This is a genomic window from Brevundimonas diminuta ATCC 11568, from assembly GCF_000204035.1.
GTDB classification, from domain to species: Bacteria; Pseudomonadota; Alphaproteobacteria; order Caulobacterales; family Caulobacteraceae; genus Brevundimonas; species Brevundimonas diminuta.
In genome coordinates this window covers 662,500-679,745 of sequence record NZ_GL883084.1, presented here as the reverse complement: position 1 = coordinate 679,745, position 17,246 = coordinate 662,500, and the positions used below count along the sequence as shown (strand labels likewise).

Sequence of the window (17,246 nt, the reverse complement as noted above, 5' to 3'; positions counted from 1 at the left end):
CTGACCGCTCTTCGGCGTCAGTCGAAGATGTCGAAGATGTCCAACCGCTTCTTCTTCTTGCGGTAGTGGTAGTCGTCGTCGCGGCGACGGTCGTGGTCATAGCGGTCGTCGCGAGGACGCGGCGGCTCGCGATAGGTCGGCTGGCTTCCCCAGGGTTGTTGGGGCTGCGGCTGGGCCTGTTGCGGGGGCGGGGCGTAGGCAGGGGCGGCGGCGCGCCCTTCATCGCCGGCGGCGGCCATCAGCTTCTCCAACTCGCCGCGATCCAGCCAGACCCCGCGGCAGGTCGGGCACATGTCGAACTGGACGCCGTGGCGGTCCAGCGTCTGCATGGGCGCATTGTCGTTCGGGCACATCAGCAGGGGCATGACATCCTCTTTCGTCGTTGAATGCGGTCCGACATCACGCCGCCGAAGCGCCGCCAGAGGGGCCCGTCCCGCTAGAGCAGAAGAGGTAGGGATCGCCCGCCTGCGCGACAACGCGCCGCGTCGCCGCAGGCTTTGTTTTCACACCGTCAGCAGTGCTGGCCCGCCGCCCAGCCCGACGACCAGGCCCACTGGAAGTTGTAGCCGCCCAGCCAGCCGGTGACGTCGGCGACCTCGCCGATGAAGAACAGACCGGGGATCGCCTTGGCCTCCATCGTCTGCTGGTCCAGGGCGGCGGTGTCGACCCCGCCCAGCGTCACCTCGGCGGTGCGATAGCCTTCCGATCCGACCGGCTTGACCGTCCAGGCGTTGACCGCCTCGGCCAGGGCGCGCAGCTTCTTGTCGCCGACCTCGGCCAGCTTGCCCGACAGGTTTTCGCGCGCGCACAGGGCTTCGGCCAGACGGCGCGGCACGACGTGGCCGACGGCCGTGTGAACGGCCTGCTTGCCGTTCTCGCTCTTGGCGGCCAGAATTTCAGCGGCCGCGTCGCGATCGGGGGCCAGATCGACGGTGATCGCCTCGCCCTCGCGCCAGTAGGAGCTGATCTGCAGGATCGACGGCCCCGACAGGCCGCGATGGGTGAACAGCAGGCCTTCGCGGAAGACGGTTTCCTTGGCCGGGCGGCCCGCGCCTGCATCCTTGGGCGCCTTGTGCCGCACGACGGCGTCGACCGACACGCCCGCCAGAGGCTTCAACTGTTCCAGCAGGCCCGGCTCGAAGGTCAGGGGAACCAGCGCGGGCCGGGTGTCGGTGACGCGCAGACCGAAGCGGCGCGCGACCTCATAGCCCCAGCCGGTGGCCCCCATCTTGGGAATGGATTTGCCGCCGGTCGCGACGATCAGCGACGTCGCCGTCACCCGCGATCCGTCGTCCAGATCGATCTGAAACCGCCCGCCTGCGCGCTCCACCGCCTTGACGCCGACGCCCAGCGACAGGGTGACGCCCGCCGCCTTCATCTCGTCGGTCAGCATACGGATGATCTGCTTGGCGCTGTCGTCGCAGAACAGCTGACCCAGGGTCTTTTCGTGCCAGGCGATGCCGTGGTGATCGACCATCTTGATGAAGTCGTGCTGGGTGAAGCGCCGCAGGGCCGACAGGGCGAAACGCGGATTCTCGCCCAGGAAATTGGCGCCGCCGGTCCCCAGATTGGTGAAGTTACAGCGCCCGCCGCCCGAGATACGGATCTTCTCGCCGGGCGCGCGGGCGTGGTCGATCACGCGCACGCGGCGGCCGCGCTTGCCCGCCTCGATGGCGCACATCATGCCGGCCGCGCCGGCGCCGACGATCAGGACGTCGATGTCTGAAGACTTCATCGCCCCGCCCTAGCAGGAGGCGGGGCTTGAAGCGATGCCCTACAGGCCCAGCATGGCCCGATAGGTCGGATGCACCTGATCGGCGTATTCCGGGTGCTTCTTCAGATAGCCGGAGAAGAAGGGGCAGGTCGGCAGGATCAGCAGCTCTTTCGCCTTCAGATCGGCCAGCACGTGCTTGGCCATGCGGCTGGCTATGCCGCGTCCTTCCAGCGGGACCGGCACGATGGTCTCGGTGATCAGGCGCCCGCCCGCGACGGGGTTGTAGATGACCACGGCGGTCTCGCCGTCGACCTCCAGCTCGTAACGCTTGGCCTCTTCATTGTCGCGGATTTCGGGGTCCAGGCTCATGTCTCGTCCCTATTCAAAGTTAAGCGGATTTAGTGCGCGTCGTCCCAGTTGCCGGCGGCCTTGGCTTCGACGTCCAGCGGCACGCTCAGGGCCACAGCGGGCAGGGCGGCGCCTTCCATGATGCGGCGGATGACGGCGACGGCGCGCTCGGCCTCGGCTTCGGGGGCCTCGAACACCAGTTCGTCGTGGACCTGCAGCAGCATGCGGGTCTGAAGCCCGGCCTCGGCCAGGGCGCCCGGCATCCGGATCATGGCGCGGCGGATGATGTCGGCGGCGGCTCCCTGGATCGGGGCGTTGATGGCCGCGCGCTCGCCGAACTGGCGCTCGGCGCCGGACTTGGAGTGGATGGCCGGGATGTGGATGCGCCGCCCGAAGACGGTGGTGACGAAGCCTTGCTCCTTCACCAGCGCCTTGGTCCTGTCCATGTAGTCGCGGATGCCGGGGAAGCGCTCGAAATAGGTCTTGATGTAGGCCCCGGCCTCGCCCTGGTCGATGCCCAGCTGGGCGGCCAGGCCGAAGGCGCTGATGCCGTAGATGATGCCGAAGTTGATGGCCTTGGCCCGGCGGCGCGTCTCGCTGGGCATGCCTTCGACCGGGACGCCGAACATCTCGGATGCGGTCGCCGCGTGAATGTCGAGGCCGCTCTTGAAGGCGCGCTTCAGCTCGGGAATGTCGCCGATGTGGGCCAGCAGGCGCAGCTCGATCTGGCTGTAGTCTGCGCTGATCAGCACATGGCCCGGCGAGGCGATGAAGGCCTGGCGGATCTGGCGGCCCGTCTCGGTGCGGATCGGGATGTTCTGCAGGTTGGGGTCGGACGAGGCCAGGCGGCCGGTGGTCGCCGCCGCCAGTTGATAGGAGGTGTGGACCCGGTTCGTCTGCGGGTCCATCGCCGCCACCAGGGCGTCGGTATAGGTGCCCTTCAGCTTGGACAGCTGGCGCCAGTCCAGAATGGTGCGGGGCAGGGGATGGCTCTGGGCCAGATCCTCCAGCACGCTGGCGTCGGTGCCCCATTGGCCGCTGGCGGTCTTCTTGCCGCCGGGCAGGTTCATTTCGCCGAACAGGATCTCGCCGATCTGGCGGGGGCTGCCGACGTTGAACGGGCGGCCGGCCAGCTTGTGCGCCTCTTCCTCCAGCTCGGCCATGCGCTGGCCGAAGGTCGAGGACAGCGAGCGCAGCCGGTCCGGGTCGACCCGCACCCCGGCCCGCTCCATGTCGGCCAGGACGGCGGGCATGCCGCGCTCCAGCGTCTCATAGACATTCGACAGCCCTTCGGCCGCCAGGCGCGGCTTCAGCAGGCGATGCAGGCGCAGGGTCACGTCCGCGTCCTCGGCGGCGTAGCAGACGGCCGATTTCAGCTCGACGTGTTTGAAGCTCTTCTGGCTCTTGCCGGTCCCGGCCACGCTCTTGAACGGGATCGGCTCGTGGCCGAGGTGCAGCCGCGCCAGCTCGTCCATGCCGTGGCCGTGCAGACCGCCTTCGAGGACGTAGGAGATCAGCATCACATCGTCGATCGGGGCGACGCGAACGCCGCGCCGGGCCATGACGGCGAGGTCGTATTTGATGTTCTGGCCGACCTTCAGCACCGATGGGTCTTCCAGCAGGTCTTTCAGTCGAGCCAGGGCCGTCGGCTTGTCGATCTGTTGCAGGGGCGGGCGCGCGTCGCCGCCGTCGCCGAAGTCCAGCCCGCCGTCGCCGGTCGGCTCATGCTCATGCGTCAGGGGGATGTAGCAAGCCTCGTTCGGCCCGACCGCCAGCGACACGCCGCACAGCCCGGCGTGGGTCGAGGACAGGGCGTCGGTCTCGGTGTCGAAGCCGACCACGCCCGCCGCCCTGGCCCGCGCGATCCAGCGGTCGAGATCTTCCAGCGTCTGCACGCATTCATAGCGATCCCGATCGATCGCATGGGTCTCTGTCGGCGCGGCGACCTCGGTCTGGCCGTAGCGCGGAGTGGCGACGGGCGCGCTCGGCTGGCGGGTGAAGGCCGAGCCTTCCTTCTGCGGCGCCTTGCCGTCGCCGACGCGGCGGGCCAGCGATTTGAACTCCATCGTCTCCAGGAAGGCCGACAGGGTTTCAGGGTCCGGATCGCGTATCAGGAAGTCGTCGATCGGTTCAGGGATCGGCGCGTCGCAGGTCAGCTTCACCAGTTCGCGCGACAGGCGGATCTGATCGGCGAAGTTGATCAGGGTCTCGCGGCGCTTGGGCTGTTTGATCTCGCCCGCGCGGGCCAGAAGCGTGTCGAGGTCGCCGTATTCATGGATCAGCTGGGCCGCCGTCTTGGGGCCGATGCCGGGGGCGCCGGGGACGTTGTCGACGCTGTCGCCGATCAGGGCCTGAACCTCGACCACCTTGTCCGGCGTGACGCCGAACTTCTCGAACACGGCCTCTTCTTCCAGGCGACGGTCCTTCATCGGGTCGTACATGACCACGCCGTCGCCGATCAGCTGCATCAAATCCTTGTCGGAGCTGACGATCACCGCCTCGCCGCCCGCGTCGCGCGCCTGACAGGCGTAGGTGGCGATCAGGTCGTCGGCTTCATAGCCCGCCATCTCGACGCAGTGGACGCCGAAGGCCTTGGTCGCCTCGCGCACCAGGGGGAACTGCGGCACCAGATCCTCGGGCGCCGGGGGGCGGTGAGCCTTGTACTGGTCATAGAGATCGTTGCGGAAGGTCTTCTCCGAATGGTCGAAGACGGCGACCAGGTGCGTCGGGCCGTCCTCGCCCTTCATGTCCTTCAGCAGCTTCCACAGCATGTTGCAGTAGCCCTGCACGGCCCCCACGGGCAGGCCGTCCGACTTGCGGGTCAGCGGCGGCAGGGCGTGATAGGCGCGGAAGATGTAGGCCGAGGCGTCGATCATCCACAGCCGCAGAGGCGGCCCGTCTTGCGTGAGGGGGCGGGCGGGGATTTCGGCGGGCGCGTCGGTCATGGCGCGAACATAGGGGGCGGCGACGCCCCCGTCATCCGGCCATGTGACGGATTAGGGCTGCCAGCCGCCCGGCGTTTCGGGGATGACGTGTTCGCCCTCGTCCGAGACCTCGCCGCGGGTCTTCTTCACCTCGGCCCAGGCGGCGCGCAGCAGTTCGGTCACGCCCTCGCCCGAGACGCCGGACACCAGATAAGGCCGACGACCGGCGACCGCCTCCAGCTCCGCCGCCTTCTCCTCGCGGGCCTCGGGCGTCAGGGCGTCGATCTTGTTCAGCGCCAGAATCTCGACCTTGTCGGCTAGGCCCTCGCCATAGGCCTCCAGCTCGCCGCGGATGATGCGATAGGCCTCGACCACGTCGTCCTGCGTGCCGTCGATCAGGTGGATTAGGCTGGCCGATCGCTCGACGTGGCCCAGGAAGCGGGTGCCCAGACCTGCGCCCTCGCTGGCGCCTTCGATCAGGCCGGGGATGTCGGCGATGACGAAGCGTTCCGACGGGCTCAGGTCCACCATGCCCAGGTTCGGCGTCAGGGTGGTGAAGGGATAGTCCGCCACCTTGGGCCGCGCCGCCGAGACGGCCGACAGGAAGGTCGACTTGCCCGCATTGGGCAGGCCCGCCAGGCCGATGTCGGCGATCAGCTTCAGCCGCAGCCAGATCCAGCGCTCCTGGCCTTCCTGGCCGGGGTTGGCGTGGCGCGGCGCCTGGTTGACCGGCCCCTTGAAGCGGGTGTTGCCCCAGCCGCCGTTGCCGCCGGACAGCAGCTTCACCTTCATGCCCGGCTCGTCCAGATCGACGAGCACCGTCTCCTTGTCCTCGTCCAGCACCTGGGTGCCGACGGGCACGCGCAGGACCACGTCCTCGCCCTTGGCTCCGTGCATCTGGCGGCCCTGGCCGTGGTTGCCGGTCGCGGCCTTGAAATGCTGCTGATAGCGGAAGTCGATCAGGGTGTTCAGCCCGTCGGCCGACTCGACCCAGACGTCGCCGCCCTTGCCGCCGTCGCCGCCGTCGGGACCGCCGTTGGGAATGAATTTTTCGCGACGGAACGAGACAGAGCCCGCGCCGCCGTTGCCGGAGCGAATATAGATCTTGGCCTGATCGAGGAACTTCATGGGCGCCTTATGGCCGAAGAGAGCGGCGAATTACAGGCCAGACCCGTTCGACGTCAGCGAACTTCGAAGGCGACCGAGAATTCGTGAAGTCCGTCGAGGCCGTTTGCAGCCCGCGCGGATCGCGTTGCGCGCAGCGCCGCCATGCCGAAGCCGTAACCGACCGGGTTCTCGGCGATGATGCGGCAGGCGGTCGGCGAGCCGCTCGTGAAGTCGCAGCGCAAGGTGGCGGCGCCGCTGACCTTGTCCTGCAGAGCCTTGGGCGGAGTTTCGGCGCGCGGCGGCGCCGACCAGCGCACGGACGCCGTCGCGGGCGCCCCGGCCGGGGGCGGTGTCTCTTGGAATGCGACGATGGACATCATGACAAGAAGCAGCATGGCTAAGCTCCTGAACAGTTAGAATCGCATTCCTGGGGCGCCGTCTGAACGACGGCAAGCCCGTTGGCCTATCTTCATCCGTGCGCCCAGACGCCGAAGGGGTCGCGCCAGTCCATGCCCAGCGCCTGGGCCACGGCCGGATGGGTGATCTCGCCCTTCAGCACGTTCAGCCCCTTGGCCAGGTGCGGGTCGGCGCGCAGGGCCTCCAGCCCCCGGTCGGCCAGGGCCAGGCCGAAGGGCAGGGTGGCGTTGTTCAGGGCTTCCGAACTGGTGCGGGGCACGGCGCCGGGCATGTTGCCGACGCAGTAGTGGATCACGTCGTCGACCACATAGGTCGGCTGGTCGTGGGTGGTCGGGCGCGAGGTCTCGAAACAGCCGCCCTGGTCGATGGCGACGTCGATCAGGACGCTGCCCTTCTTCATCGACGCCAGCTGGTCGCGCCGCACCAGGGTCGGCGCCTCCGCCCCCGGCGTCAGGACGGCGCCGATCACCACATCGGCCTTGGGCAGTTCATCTTCGATGGCGTGCAGCGAGGAATAGCGGGTGATGACCCGGCCGCCGGTCACTTCGTCGATCTGGCGCATCCGGGGAATGGAGCGTTCCAGCACCACCACCTCGGCGCCCAGACCCATGGCCATGCGCGCGGCGTTCAGCCCCACGACCCCGCCGCCCAGCACCAGCACGCGCGCCGGCGCGACGCCCGGCACGCCGCAGAACAGCAGTCCCATGCCGCCCTTGTGCTTGAGCAGGGTCTCGGCCGCCGAGAAGACGGCGATGCGCCCCGCCACCTCGGACATGGGCGCCAGCAGCGGCAGGCCGCCGTTCTTGTCGGTCACCGTCTCATAGGCCACGGCCGCGCAGCCGGAGGCCAGCAGGGCCTTGGTCTGTTCGGGATCGGGCGCCAGGTGCAGATAGGTGAAGAGGATGTGGCCGTCGTTCAGCAGGGAGAACTCGGTCGGCTGCAGCTCCTTGACCTTCACGATCATGTCGCTGCCGGCGAAGACGGTGCGGGCGTCCGGCGCGATGCGGGCGCCCGCCTTGACGTAGTCGGCGTCGGAGAAGCCCGCGCCGAGACCCGCGCCCGTCTCCATGACAACGGCGTGGCCGTGGGCGACGTATTCGCGCACGGCGGCGGGCGTCAGGCCGACGCGATGTTCGTTGGTCTTGATTTCTCGGGGGCAGCCGACGCGCATCTTCTTTTCAAAGTCCTGGCCCCTTCATGGGGCGCGGCGACGCTAAATGAGCCGCCAAGGTCGCGCCAGTGAAAAATAAAACCCCGCCGAGCGATGCTCTCGGCGGGGTCCAGGCACAGTCTCCTGATCGGAAGGGGATCAGTTCTTGGCGTCGCGGGCGGCGCCTTCGACGGCCTGGCCGGCGGCCTGGGTGTCCTTGCCGACGCCTTGGATGGTGTTGCAGGCGGCGGTGGTCAGGGCCGCGGCGGCGACGGCCAGGATGATGATTTTGCGCATGGAATGCTCCTGAGACATGGGACGGTCGGGACGGAAGCCCTCAGGTTTTCTGAACGCCACGCTCAAGGTCGGGTTCCACTGACCCGGAAGGCGGCGACCTCGCGCACATGGGCCGATCCGTGGGCTTCGGGCGTGACGAAAGTCAGGCGGGCGATCGAGCCCCCGTCGGGCGCGGGGACGATCTCAGCCTCGCCGCGCAGCTGTTTGGCGAAGGCGATCATCAGGGTGCGGCCCACCCCCGCCCCGGCGGCGTCGGCGACGCCGGGGCCGTCGTCCTGCACCTCCAGCACGCTGGTGTCGCCCTGGACCCGGAAGCGGACCTGAAGGTCGCCGCCGCGCTCGGCGAAGGCGTGCTTCTGGGCGTTGGAGACGGCCTCCACCACCCACAGGGCCAGGGGCGCCAGCTTGTCGGGGTCGATGACCAGGGGATCGGCTTGGATCGTCGTGGTCACCAGAGGGCCGCGCATCGCTTCTCCGGCGATCAGTTGGCCGACCAGTTCGCGCAGGAAGGTCTCGGAGTCGGCCTCGCGGACGTGCTCGCTCTGGTAGAGAATGCGATAAATCAGGGCCAGGGCGGCGATCCTCTGGCGGGTGTCGCCCAGGGCCGCGCGGGCGCTGGGGTCTGTCACCGCCCGCTGCTGCATCGACAGCAGGGACGAGATGATCTGCAGGTTGTTCTTCACCCGGTGATGGATTTCGCGCATCAGCGCGTCCTTCTCGTCCAGGGCCTCCAGCAGGGCCTTGTCGCGTCGGGTGATGTTGTCGCCCAGGGCGCCGAGGGTGCGGGCCAGGACGCGGATTTCGGCCGGGGCGTGTTCGGCCTGGACGGGGCGGACCGAAAAGCGGCCGCGCGCATAGATGGCGGCCACCCGCTCCAGATAGATCAGCCAGCGCACGACGATCCGCTCCGACAACAGCATGACGGCGGCGAAGGTCGCCAGCCAGGCCGCCAGCGGCAGCAGCAGGGTGCCGAAGGGGTTCAGCCGCGCCCAGGACAGCAGGCCCGGCGCGGGCGCCGACAGCAGGACGAAGACGTCGCGCCCCGACAGGGGCGCCCCCGCATAGACGTGGCGGCGGCCGCGCGCGTCCTTCGCCTCGAATAGGGTTGTGTCGCCGCGTTGGGCCTCAGCGGCCCAGGCGACGATGGCCTGGGGATCGTTGAGCTGGAAGGATTCGGCGTCGGTCGTGGTCAGCACTCGTCCGGACGCGTCGATCACCGCCGCCTGGGCCCCCAGGGGCAGGGCGGGATCGCGAATGTCCGGCTGCAGCGCAGCCAGCGGCAGAATGGCGGTCATGGCGCCCTGGAAGGCGCCCATGGGCCGTTCGGAGCGGACCGCGACCAACAGGGCGTTCGGCTTCCCGGCGGTCCACTCCATGACGACGTTCTCGCCGCGCCTCAGCCGCTGATACCAGGACCGCTCGCGCACCTCGGCGCCGGAGGGCGGCGGATTGGAGCGGGAGGCGCAGACCGGCTCGCCCGTGGCGCTGAAACGGGCCAGGGCGGCGATGCTGTCCATCCGTTCGACCAGGGTCGTCAGCCGCGGCTCGCAATAGAAGCCGACGCCTTCGGGGGCCAGGGCCTGCAACAGCACCACGGCGCTGTCGATGTTGTTCTTGGCGTGGGCGGCGCTGCGGTCGGCGGCCAGTTGCAGATCGATGCGCTGTTCGGCGGCCTGGCGGCGGAAGCTCGCCTCGGTCTGGATCATGGCCAGCAGCAGGATCGGCAGCAGGGCGATGGCCATGGCCACGCCCAGGCGAAAGCGGATTCCCTGCACGCTGGGCCATCCGAGCTTTCGCCCCAGAACCCGGCCGATCCGCCGCACGACTATCTCCGCCCGGAGCCGCTCAGCCTGTCGGCGTCGGCCAGGATGGATCGCATCGCATCCCCGGCGGACTTTCCGTCGCGGGCGTAGCCGCCGCGCTCCAAGGTGGCCTGCAACGCCTTGCGGGCGCGCGACACGCGGCTCTTCACCGTGCCCACGGCGCACTGGCAGATCTCAGCCGCCTCCTCATAGGCGAACCCTCCGGCCCCGACCAGGATCAGGGCTTCCCTCTGCTCTTCGGGCAGGGTCTGCAAGGCCTGACGCAGTTCGTCCAGGGCGACGGGCGCCTCGGGATCGTCGACGGCGATCAGGGTGCGTTCGGCGGCTTCCTGGTCAAGCTGGGTCTGACGCCAGGAGCGGCGCTTCTCGGAGTAGAACTGGTTGCGCAGGATCATGAAGGTCCAGGCCTTCATGTTCGTGCCCATCTGATAGCTGGCGCGGGCGTCCCAGGCCTTCATCATGGCTTCCTGCGCCAAGTCGTCGGCGGCGGTGGGGTCGCCGGTCAGGGTGCGGGCGAAGGCGCGCAGGTGGGGGATCAGGGTGACCAGTTCGGCCTTGAAGGCGCCGTCATCGGCCGACGGGGGCCGGGATGGGGTGCTGGTCACTGTCCCTCCTTGGTGGACGACGCTTGGTCGGCGCGTCTGAGAATCTCGAGGAACTCGTCGGGAACGGGTTCGTTCACGACCTCGTCGAACATGTGGCGCAGCTTCACGCCGATCGCCTGCTGACGCAGGCGGACCTCTTCAAGCCCTCGCTCATTCGACGGTGTCCCGTCGGGGTGAACGGGGGTGTCCTTGGTGTTGATCATCGAGTTTACGGCTGCCGCCCAAGCCAGTTGAAACGCCTGTAGAAACGGAAAACGCCGCCTCTCGCATAGAGTTCCTAACGCCGGACGTTTTTATGCTCAAGCTGGCGGACGGTGCGGGAACCGCGGCCCATTTGGCACGTTCAATCCGCTGGTGCGCCATTAGACATGCGGCGCGAAGATTGTCGGGGAACGAACCAATATGAGCCTTCTGGCCAGACTAGCGCCTCATCTGCCTTACGTTCGTCGTTACGCCCGGGCGCTGACCGGCGACCAGGCGACGGGCGACAACTACGTCCGCGTGGCCCTTGAAGCCCTCGCGGCGGGCGAGCGCCAGCTGCCGACGGACATGACGCCGCGCGTGGCTTTATATCATGTTTTCCACACCATCTGGGCGGCCACGGGCGCCCAGCTCGAGGACGGCGCGGCGGCTGAGGGCGACGACGCCGCCCATCGCCTGATGCGGATTTCGCCGCGCTCGCGCCAGGCGTTCCTGCTGACCGCGCTGGAAGGATTCACGCCGTCCGAGGCGGCCCAGATCCTGGCCGTCGATCCGCGCACGGTCGAACGGCTGATCGCCGAGGCCCAGTCGGACATCGACGCCGAGCTGGCCACCGACGTCCTGATCATTGAAGATGAAGCCATCATCTCGGCCGACATCGAAAGCCTGGTGAAGGAGCTGGGCCACCGCGTCACCGGCACCGCCACCACCCATGACGAGGCCGTGGACGCCGTGTCGCGCCACACGCCGGGCTTGGTGCTGGCCGACATCCAGCTGGCCGACGGCTCGTCGGGCATCGATGCGGTGAAGGACATCCTCAAGAAGTTCGACGTGCCGGTCATCTTCATCACCGCCTTCCCCGAGCGGCTGCTGACCGGCGAGCGCCCCGAGCCGACCTTCCTGATCACCAAGCCCTTCCAGCCGGAGACGGTGAAGGCGGCGATCAGCCAGGCGCTGTTCTTCCATCCGTCGCGCCAGAAGCAGGCCGCCTGATCGGGCTGAATTTCTTCGGCCAAGATCAAGGGCTCCGCCGCAGCGGAGCCCTTTTTCGTTCAGAACCGCATCAGGGCGCCGGAGGCGGTTCGACAGGCGGCGGCGCGGCTTCCGGCCCCGCGGGGCGGACCGCAGGGTCGGTCTGCACAACCGGCGAGGGTTCGGGCGTCGCGTCGGTAGCTTCCGAGGTGCGTTGGAGCCCCGCGTTGTTGATCGCCCACCACCCCAGCAGCAGGATGGCGGCGGCCCCGGCCGAAACGATCAGCAGCACCAGGATGCGGCGTCCGCTTCGGCCTTGGCGCACATACTGAGCCTCCACCCCCTGGTGCTCGTGCACGGCGTCGGCGGAGTGGGAATGCGGGTCTTGGTGGGTCATCGGCTCGCCTCCTTTTTCGCGGTCTGGAAACCTCTAGGGCCAACGCCGCCCCCGCTCCGCCGTTCCGACGGGGAGGAGCGCCGGGCGGTCCGCGCCCTTTGGAACCGAGTTTCGCGTTCGCCGTTATCTGATTGTCGAGGGTCGTTCCCCCGGACCGGCTCGGCCGGTCTTCGCCCTCGCCTCATTCTCGATGATGCGACTCCTAGGCGGATCCTGAACGGGTCCGCCTTCTTTTTTGTCGGCAGGCCGGGGCGACCGGTCGATCCGTCGCGCTTGCCCTCTGGCGGCGAGGCGTCACTATGGGTTCTGAAAGAAAACGCTTTGGGAGATCGATTGATGAGCCTGCGCAACAGACAATGGATCCTGCGTCAGCGGCCGCACGGCCTGATTCAGGACGGCGATCTGGAGTTGGTCGAGAGCGTCCTGCCCGATCTGAAGGACGGCGAGGTTTTGGTTCGCACCGTCTATCTGTCGATCGACCCGACCAACCGCACCTGGATGAATGATTCCGAAGGCTATCTGCCGCCCGTCGGCCTGGGCGACGTCATGCGCGGCCTGACCCTGGGCGTGGTCGAGCAGTCGCGCGGCGAGCGATACAAGGAAGGCGATCTGGTCATGCCCCTGTCGGGCGCCTGGGCTGACTACGCCGTCGTGCCCGAGGCGGGGCTGCGGCCGGTCCACCGTGCGCCGGGCCTGCCGTTGACGGCCAACCTGTCCGTCCTGGGCATGACCGGCATGACCGCCTATTTCGGCGTCACCGACGTGCTGAAGGCGAAGGCCGGGGAGACCCTGGTCATTTCGGCGGCGGCGGGGGCGGTCGGCTCCATCGCCGGTCAGGTGGCCAAGCAGCGCGGCTGCCGCGTCATCGGCATCGCCGGGGGCGCCGAGAAATGCCGCTGGCTGACCGAGGAGCTCGGCTTCGACGGCGCCGTCGACTATAAGAACGAGGACGTCGGCGACGCCCTGGACCGCCTGGCCCCCGACGGCATCGACCTCAATTTTGAGAACGTCGGCGGCGACATTATGATCGCCGTCTGGAACCGGCTGAAGGTGCACGGCCGCATGGCTGTCTGCGGCCTGATTTCGGCCTACAACGCCACGCGGATGCCGCCTTCGCCCAACTTCGCCCGCATCATCACCCACCGCCTGGATGTGAAGGGCTTCTTGGTCCTCGACTACGCTCACCGCGCCAAGGAGATGGTCGCCGAGATGGGCCCGTGGCTGGCCGACGGGAAGATCCACTGGAAGGTCCATGTCGACGACGGGCTGGAAGGGGCGGTCGGTTCGCTGAACCGCTTGTTCACGGGCGACCATGACGGCAAGCTGATGGTCAGGGTGTCGGAAGAACCGGCCGCCTGACGGAGGGAAGACCGCGCATGACCGAGCCGCTGAACGTCCATTTCGAGGATCTCGAGATCGGTCAGGTCATCCCTCTGGGCGCCTGCGCCGTGGATGCGGCGGCGCTGGATCTGTTCGCCGAGCGGTTCCAGCCGGGCTGGGACGTGGCCTACGGCGCGCCCGAGGCCATGGTCTACGCCTTGTGGAGCCGCCTGGCCGCCGACCGCACCAGCGGTTGGGCGGGGGCCAAGACCCTGGCGGTCGACGGGCTTCGCTTCCTGCGCAGTCCCCCGGCGGGCGAGCTCCTGCGCGGCCGTCTGACCATCATGGGCAAGGATCCGGTCGGGGACGAAAAGGGCGTGGTCATCGCCCAGCAGGACTTGCTGGACGAGGCGGGGCGGCTGGTCTTCTCCTGCCTGACCCGCGCCCTGGTCGCGCGCCGTTAGAATCCTTCTCCCCTTGGGGGAGAAGGTGGACGGCGAAGCCGGACGGATGAGGGGTTTCGCGCCCTTGACCGTCAGCCGGCGTCAAACTTCGGAGAGACCCCTCATCCGGCCCTGGCGGGCCACCTTCTCCCACAAGAGGAGAAAGATAAGAAAACGCCCCGCCAGTTTCCTGACGGGGCGTTGCCGTTTGGTGTTCCAAGGGCCTCAAGCAGCGCGGACGCGCGTTAGGCCCTCAAAAAATCAGGCGTTGGCGGCGACCGGCTGCTGCTTGGCGGCGCGGGTCAGGGCCACGGCGATCAGACGATCCCAGCCCAGCAGCGACACCAGGTGGGCGTAGATCTGGCCCAGGGCGCCGTTGTCGCGCAGTTCTGCCAGCTTTTCGGCCGGCAGGGCCTTCAGCTTGTCTTCCGAGACGGCGAAGTATTCGGCGATCTTCTGCGGCGTTCCGGCCGTGCCGTCGGCGTTGCGCGGGGTGTAGTTGGCCTCGCGCACCTCGAACAGGTCCAGTTCCTTCAGCAGGGCGACGAAGGATTCGCTGCGCACGCGCTCCTGCTCGAAGTTGTTGCAGAACTCCATGCCGAAGTTGACGTAGCCGCTGGGCTGGCCGTTTTCGAACAGGGGGGTCTCGCCGCCTTCGACCACGAAGGGGGCGGCGCGGTCGATGCACAGCACCAGGCGCTTCTGCTCTTCGTCATTGGCGAAGACGAAGGGGTAGCGACGGACGTAGGCCGGGATGTAGGCGTCGGGACGGAAGTCGCCGTCCTCGATGAACAGGTTCTCGCCGGCGTTCAGGCCCATGGCGGCGACCGGCTGCTTGGCGTCGCCGACGAAGATGACCGGATAGGACAGGGCGGCCGGGGCGAACTCCGTCACCGTCAGCGGCACCACATTGGTCTGGGCGACGAAGGCGTAGGGCTTGTCCGCCGGGGTCACGCCCAGCTTGCCGTGAGCCTCGGCCGACAGGGGTTCGGGCTGGGAATAGAACAGGACGTTGCCCGACAGGGGGCTGTTCGCTTGGATGGCGTCGGTCATGAAAAACGGATCTTCTGAACAGAAAGGACGGTTCTTCTAGCCCATGGCCGGGGCCGCCGCAAACGCCGCTGTTTGGCCACATTGCGCCGGCTGCGGGCGGCGGCCCGAGCGGGTGCGACCGTCGATGCGGTTGCAGCGGCGGCCCTGACCTCCTAGCTGTAGGCCATGGGTCTGGCCTGCGATCATGAACACGCTGAACACGAGCTCGGCGCCGCCGAGGTGGAGCGCGCCCTGACAGCCGTCGAGGCGCGCTGCGCCGCCGACGGCGAGCGCATGACCGCCCCGCGTCGCCGGGTGCTGGAGCTGCTGCTGACGGCGGGCGAGCCGGTGAAGGCCTATGACCTGATCGCCCGTTACGGCCTGGACGGCCAGGCGGCGAAGCCGCCGACCGTCTATCGCGCGCTCGACTTCCTGGAACGTCGGGGCCTGGCGCACCGCATCGCCTCCATCAGCGCCTATGTCGCCTGCACCGCTGACGCCCTGGGCGAAGACAAGGGCCACGCGGCGGCCTTCCTGATCTGCGACTGCTGCGGCGCCGCCGAAGAGGTGGCGGTCCAGGGCGGCGACGCCTTCGCCCGCGCCGCCGCCGGCGCCGGCTACGCCATCGAGCGCACCACCATAGAAGGGCATGGCCGCTGCCCGGCTTGTCGCGTGGCGGCCTGAACCTGATGGACGCCCTGGCCCTGTCGGCGCCGCGCCGGATCAGCGTCCCCATCGACAATCGCTGGGGCGGCGGCGAGATGGCGGTTCTGGACTTCGGCGATCGCGAGCGGCCGGTCGATCTGGTCTTCGTCCACGCCAACGGCTTCAACGCCCGCACCTACCGCACCCTGCTGCAGCCCTTGTCCAGCGCCCTGCGCATCTGGGCGCCCGACCTGCGCGGCCACGGCGCGACGCGCCTGCCTGCCGAGCCGGACGGCCATCGCAGCTGGAAGGATCACCGCGACGACCTGATCGGCCTGCTGGAGGCGATCGGCGGCCCGCCCGTGGCTCTGGCCGGCCACTCCATCGGCGGGACCAGCGGCCTGCTGGCCGCCGCCGAACAGCCCGAGCGGGTGTCGCGCCTGCTGCTCCTCGACCCGGTGATCTGGCCGCGTCCCATGGTGATGGCGCTGAACCTTCCGCTGGCGGGCCGACTGTCGCGTGGCTTTCCCATCGTCTCGCGCACCCTGAAACGCCGCGCGGTGTTCGACAGCCGCGAACAGGCCCTGGTCGCCTATCGCGGACGCGGCGCCTTCAAGGGCTGGCCGGACCTGATGCTGGCCGACTATCTGGCCGACGGCCTGGCCGAGACGGATCGGGGACTGGAGCTGACCTGCAGCCCGGCGTGGGAGGCCTCCAACTACGCCGCCCAGGCGCACGACCCGTGGCGGGCGCTGGCCCGCTATCCAGGAGCGGTGCGCATCCTCAAGGGCGAGACGGGCAGCCTGTGCGCGGTTCGGCCCTCAGCGCGTCGCGCGGCCATGCAGGTCGAGACGACGGCGGGCGGCGGCCATCTGTTCCCCATGACCCACGCCGAGATCACGCGCGACGCCCTGTTCGACCTGGCGGTCTGATCCCGCGCTTGGCGGAACGTCCCTGTCGCGCCAAAAGGCCGTACGGAACCGGCCGAGAGGGAGGATCGTCATGACCGCAGACCTGACGGTGCGCCGCGCGACGGCGACGGACGCCGGGCGCATCCACGCCCTGATGCGCGCTCTGGCGGAGCATGAGGGCCTGACGCCCTATCTCGCCGCCACGCCGGACAGTCTGGCGCAGGCGTTGTCGACCCAGCCGCCGCGCGCCGCCTTCCTTCTGGCCGAGATCGCGGGGCGGGCGGCGGGTTTCGTCTCCTGGACGCGGGTCTACGGCATCTGGCGGGGCGGGGACTACCTCAACCTCGACGACCTGTTCGTGGCCGAAGAGGCGCGCGGCGCTGGCGTAGGCGAGGCGCTGATGCGGGCTTTCGCGGCCGAGGCTGCGGGCGAGGGGCTGAGCGGCCGCTGGGAGGTTCGCGCGGACAATCACGGCGCGCGGCGCTTCTACGCCCGCCTCGGCGCCGAGCAGGAAGAGAAGGTTGTGGTGCGCTGGTCGGCCCAGGCCATGAAGACCACGCCCTAGCCTCAGGGGTTGTCGTGCGTCGGTTCGATGCTAGTCCTGACGGACGATGACGTCGTCCGCCTCTTCTTCTCAACTGCCGCGCATCCTGCTGGGCGCGCTGATCGGCGCTGTCCTGGGCCTGCTGATGCTGGGGGTGGCGCTGGCCGCTTGGTGGCTGGCGGTCGCGCGTCATGAGCCTCAGCCGATCATCGCGCCCGAGGGGTTCGAGGCGCGGCTGGAAGCGGCGGCCGGGGGCGCCGCCTTCGGCCTTACGCCCGTCTATGTCCATGATCGCGACGGTCCCGATTCCAGCGGCGCCGCCTGGTTGTCCCAGATCGCCTCCGAGCTCGAGGCCCAAGGCCATGAGCTTCGGCCCGTTCCGACGGACGACGCCGA

Annotated in this window: 20 protein-coding genes; 7 read left to right on the top strand and 13 right to left on the bottom strand. The window is 68.7% G+C overall.

Going from position 1 to position 17,246, the window contains the following annotated elements; translation table 11 throughout:
- Positions 1 to 17: 17 nt before the first annotated feature.
- From BDIM_RS03560 to nepR, 11 genes are all read right to left on the bottom strand, one after another.
- Entirely contained in the window at positions 18 to 365 is a 348-nt protein-coding gene (locus tag BDIM_RS03560) for a TFIIB-type zinc ribbon-containing protein (RefSeq protein ID WP_040344671.1), read from the bottom strand.
- A gap of 146 nt (positions 366 to 511) precedes the next feature.
- Positions 512 to 1,735, bottom strand: a complete 1,224-nt coding sequence (locus BDIM_RS03555) for a BaiN/RdsA family NAD(P)/FAD-dependent oxidoreductase (RefSeq protein ID WP_003164208.1) — start codon at positions 1,733 to 1,735, stop codon at positions 512 to 514.
- Positions 1,736 to 1,774: 39 nt separating this feature from the next.
- On the bottom strand, positions 1,775 to 2,083 hold the full coding sequence (locus BDIM_RS03550; RefSeq protein ID WP_003164207.1) for a GNAT family N-acetyltransferase: 309 nt from the start codon (positions 2,081 to 2,083) through the stop codon (positions 1,775 to 1,777).
- A 29-nt stretch (positions 2,084 to 2,112) separates the two neighbouring features.
- Positions 2,113 to 5,007, bottom strand: a complete 2,895-nt coding sequence (gene polA / locus BDIM_RS03545; RefSeq protein ID WP_003164205.1) for a DNA polymerase I — start codon at positions 5,005 to 5,007, stop codon at positions 2,113 to 2,115.
- 51 nt (positions 5,008 to 5,058) lie between these two features.
- Complete coding sequence (gene obgE, locus BDIM_RS03540) at positions 5,059 to 6,114, bottom strand: GTPase ObgE (protein ID WP_003164204.1); 1,056 nt, start codon at positions 6,112 to 6,114, stop codon at positions 5,059 to 5,061.
- 53 nt (positions 6,115 to 6,167) lie between these two features.
- The gene (locus BDIM_RS03535; RefSeq protein WP_003164202.1) at positions 6,168 to 6,488 is read right to left on the bottom strand and encodes a hypothetical protein; all 321 of its coding nucleotides are present in this window, start codon (positions 6,486 to 6,488) and stop codon (positions 6,168 to 6,170) included.
- Between the two features lie 74 nt (positions 6,489 to 6,562).
- Entirely contained in the window at positions 6,563 to 7,681 is a 1,119-nt protein-coding gene (gene ald / locus BDIM_RS03530; protein ID WP_003164201.1) for an alanine dehydrogenase, read from the bottom strand.
- Between the two features lie 138 nt (positions 7,682 to 7,819).
- Positions 7,820 to 7,957, bottom strand: a complete 138-nt coding sequence (locus tag BDIM_RS03525) for an entericidin A/B family lipoprotein (protein WP_025976938.1) — start codon at positions 7,955 to 7,957, stop codon at positions 7,820 to 7,822.
- Positions 7,958 to 8,019: 62 nt separating this feature from the next.
- Positions 8,020 to 9,732: a sensor histidine kinase PhyK gene (phyK, locus tag BDIM_RS03520; RefSeq protein ID WP_003164199.1), complete on the bottom strand. Its 1,713-nt coding sequence runs from the start codon at positions 9,730 to 9,732 to the stop codon at positions 8,020 to 8,022.
- A 50-nt stretch (positions 9,733 to 9,782) separates the two neighbouring features.
- Positions 9,783 to 10,385, bottom strand: a complete 603-nt coding sequence (locus BDIM_RS03515; RefSeq protein ID WP_003164198.1) for a sigma-70 family RNA polymerase sigma factor — start codon at positions 10,383 to 10,385, stop codon at positions 9,783 to 9,785.
- Entirely contained in the window at positions 10,382 to 10,588 is a 207-nt protein-coding gene (nepR, locus tag BDIM_RS03510; RefSeq protein WP_003164197.1) for an anti-sigma T factor NepR, read from the bottom strand. The genes BDIM_RS03515 and nepR overlap by 4 nt, the downstream gene beginning before the upstream one ends.
- A gap of 199 nt (positions 10,589 to 10,787) precedes the next feature.
- Between nepR and phyR the strand changes: the two genes are divergently transcribed.
- Positions 10,788 to 11,579: an anti-anti sigma factor/receiver protein PhyR gene (gene phyR, locus BDIM_RS03505; protein WP_003164196.1), complete on the top strand. Its 792-nt coding sequence runs from the start codon at positions 10,788 to 10,790 to the stop codon at positions 11,577 to 11,579.
- A gap of 70 nt (positions 11,580 to 11,649) precedes the next feature.
- Here the strand turns inward: phyR and BDIM_RS03500 are convergent, their stop codons facing one another.
- Positions 11,650 to 11,955 (bottom strand): hypothetical protein, encoded by a 306-nt coding sequence (locus BDIM_RS03500; protein WP_050796588.1) that lies wholly within the window; start codon positions 11,953 to 11,955, stop codon positions 11,650 to 11,652.
- Positions 11,956 to 12,291: 336 nt separating this feature from the next.
- On the opposite strand from BDIM_RS03500, the gene BDIM_RS03495 reads away from it, so the two are divergent.
- Positions 12,292 to 13,314: an NADP-dependent oxidoreductase gene (locus tag BDIM_RS03495; RefSeq protein WP_003164194.1), complete on the top strand. Its 1,023-nt coding sequence runs from the start codon at positions 12,292 to 12,294 to the stop codon at positions 13,312 to 13,314.
- A gap of 17 nt (positions 13,315 to 13,331) precedes the next feature.
- On the top strand, positions 13,332 to 13,739 hold the full coding sequence (locus BDIM_RS03490) for a MaoC family dehydratase (RefSeq protein ID WP_003164193.1): 408 nt from the start codon (positions 13,332 to 13,334) through the stop codon (positions 13,737 to 13,739).
- Positions 13,740 to 13,979: 240 nt separating this feature from the next.
- Here the strand turns inward: BDIM_RS03490 and BDIM_RS03485 are convergent, their stop codons facing one another.
- Positions 13,980 to 14,771, bottom strand: coding sequence for a SapC family protein (locus BDIM_RS03485; protein WP_003164192.1), 792 nt, complete (start codon positions 14,769 to 14,771; stop codon positions 13,980 to 13,982).
- 165 nt (positions 14,772 to 14,936) lie between these two features.
- Between BDIM_RS03485 and BDIM_RS03480 the strand changes: the two genes are divergently transcribed.
- The 4 genes from BDIM_RS03480 to BDIM_RS17815 form a co-directional block, all read left to right on the top strand.
- Entirely contained in the window at positions 14,937 to 15,434 is a 498-nt protein-coding gene (locus BDIM_RS03480; RefSeq protein WP_003164191.1) for a Fur family transcriptional regulator, read from the top strand.
- A gap of 5 nt (positions 15,435 to 15,439) precedes the next feature.
- The gene (locus BDIM_RS03475; protein ID WP_040344846.1) at positions 15,440 to 16,327 is read left to right on the top strand and encodes an alpha/beta fold hydrolase; all 888 of its coding nucleotides are present in this window, start codon (positions 15,440 to 15,442) and stop codon (positions 16,325 to 16,327) included.
- A gap of 70 nt (positions 16,328 to 16,397) precedes the next feature.
- Positions 16,398 to 16,871, top strand: coding sequence for a GNAT family N-acetyltransferase (locus BDIM_RS03470; protein WP_003164188.1), 474 nt, complete (start codon positions 16,398 to 16,400; stop codon positions 16,869 to 16,871).
- 46 nt (positions 16,872 to 16,917) lie between these two features.
- A partial coding sequence (locus BDIM_RS17815) for a hypothetical protein (protein WP_040344670.1) occupies positions 16,918 to 17,246 on the top strand: 329 nt, incomplete at its 3' end.

Bases quoted from the DNA above. Each gene is read 5' to 3' on its own strand.
- BDIM_RS03560 (WP_040344671.1), bottom strand. From the start codon at position 365: ATGCCCCTGCTGATGTGCCCGAACGACAATGCGCCCATGCAGACGCTG.
- BDIM_RS03555 (WP_003164208.1), bottom strand. From the start codon at position 1,735: ATGAAGTCTTCAGACATCGACGTCCTGATCGTCGGCGCCGGCGCGGCC.
- BDIM_RS03550 (WP_003164207.1), bottom strand. From the start codon at position 2,083: ATGAGCCTGGACCCCGAAATCCGCGACAATGAAGAGGCCAAGCGTTAC.
- polA (WP_003164205.1), bottom strand. From the start codon at position 5,007: ATGACCGACGCGCCCGCCGAAATCCCCGCCCGCCCCCTCACGCAAGAC.
- obgE (WP_003164204.1), bottom strand. From the start codon at position 6,114: ATGAAGTTCCTCGATCAGGCCAAGATCTATATTCGCTCCGGCAACGGC.
- BDIM_RS03535 (WP_003164202.1), bottom strand. From the start codon at position 6,488: ATGCTGCTTCTTGTCATGATGTCCATCGTCGCATTCCAAGAGACACCG.
- ald (WP_003164201.1), bottom strand. From the start codon at position 7,681: ATGCGCGTCGGCTGCCCCCGAGAAATCAAGACCAACGAACATCGCGTC.
- BDIM_RS03525 (WP_025976938.1), bottom strand. From the start codon at position 7,957: ATGCGCAAAATCATCATCCTGGCCGTCGCCGCCGCGGCCCTGACCACC.
- nepR (WP_003164197.1), bottom strand. From the start codon at position 10,588: ATGATCAACACCAAGGACACCCCCGTTCACCCCGACGGGACACCGTCG.
- phyR (WP_003164196.1), top strand. From the start codon at position 10,788: ATGAGCCTTCTGGCCAGACTAGCGCCTCATCTGCCTTACGTTCGTCGT.
- BDIM_RS03500 (WP_050796588.1), bottom strand. From the start codon at position 11,955: ATGACCCACCAAGACCCGCATTCCCACTCCGCCGACGCCGTGCACGAG.
- BDIM_RS03495 (WP_003164194.1), top strand. From the start codon at position 12,292: ATGAGCCTGCGCAACAGACAATGGATCCTGCGTCAGCGGCCGCACGGC.
- BDIM_RS03490 (WP_003164193.1), top strand. From the start codon at position 13,332: ATGACCGAGCCGCTGAACGTCCATTTCGAGGATCTCGAGATCGGTCAG.
- BDIM_RS03485 (WP_003164192.1), bottom strand. From the start codon at position 14,771: ATGACCGACGCCATCCAAGCGAACAGCCCCCTGTCGGGCAACGTCCTG.
- BDIM_RS03480 (WP_003164191.1), top strand. From the start codon at position 14,937: ATGGGTCTGGCCTGCGATCATGAACACGCTGAACACGAGCTCGGCGCC.
- BDIM_RS03475 (WP_040344846.1), top strand. From the start codon at position 15,440: ATGGACGCCCTGGCCCTGTCGGCGCCGCGCCGGATCAGCGTCCCCATC.
- BDIM_RS03470 (WP_003164188.1), top strand. From the start codon at position 16,398: ATGACCGCAGACCTGACGGTGCGCCGCGCGACGGCGACGGACGCCGGG.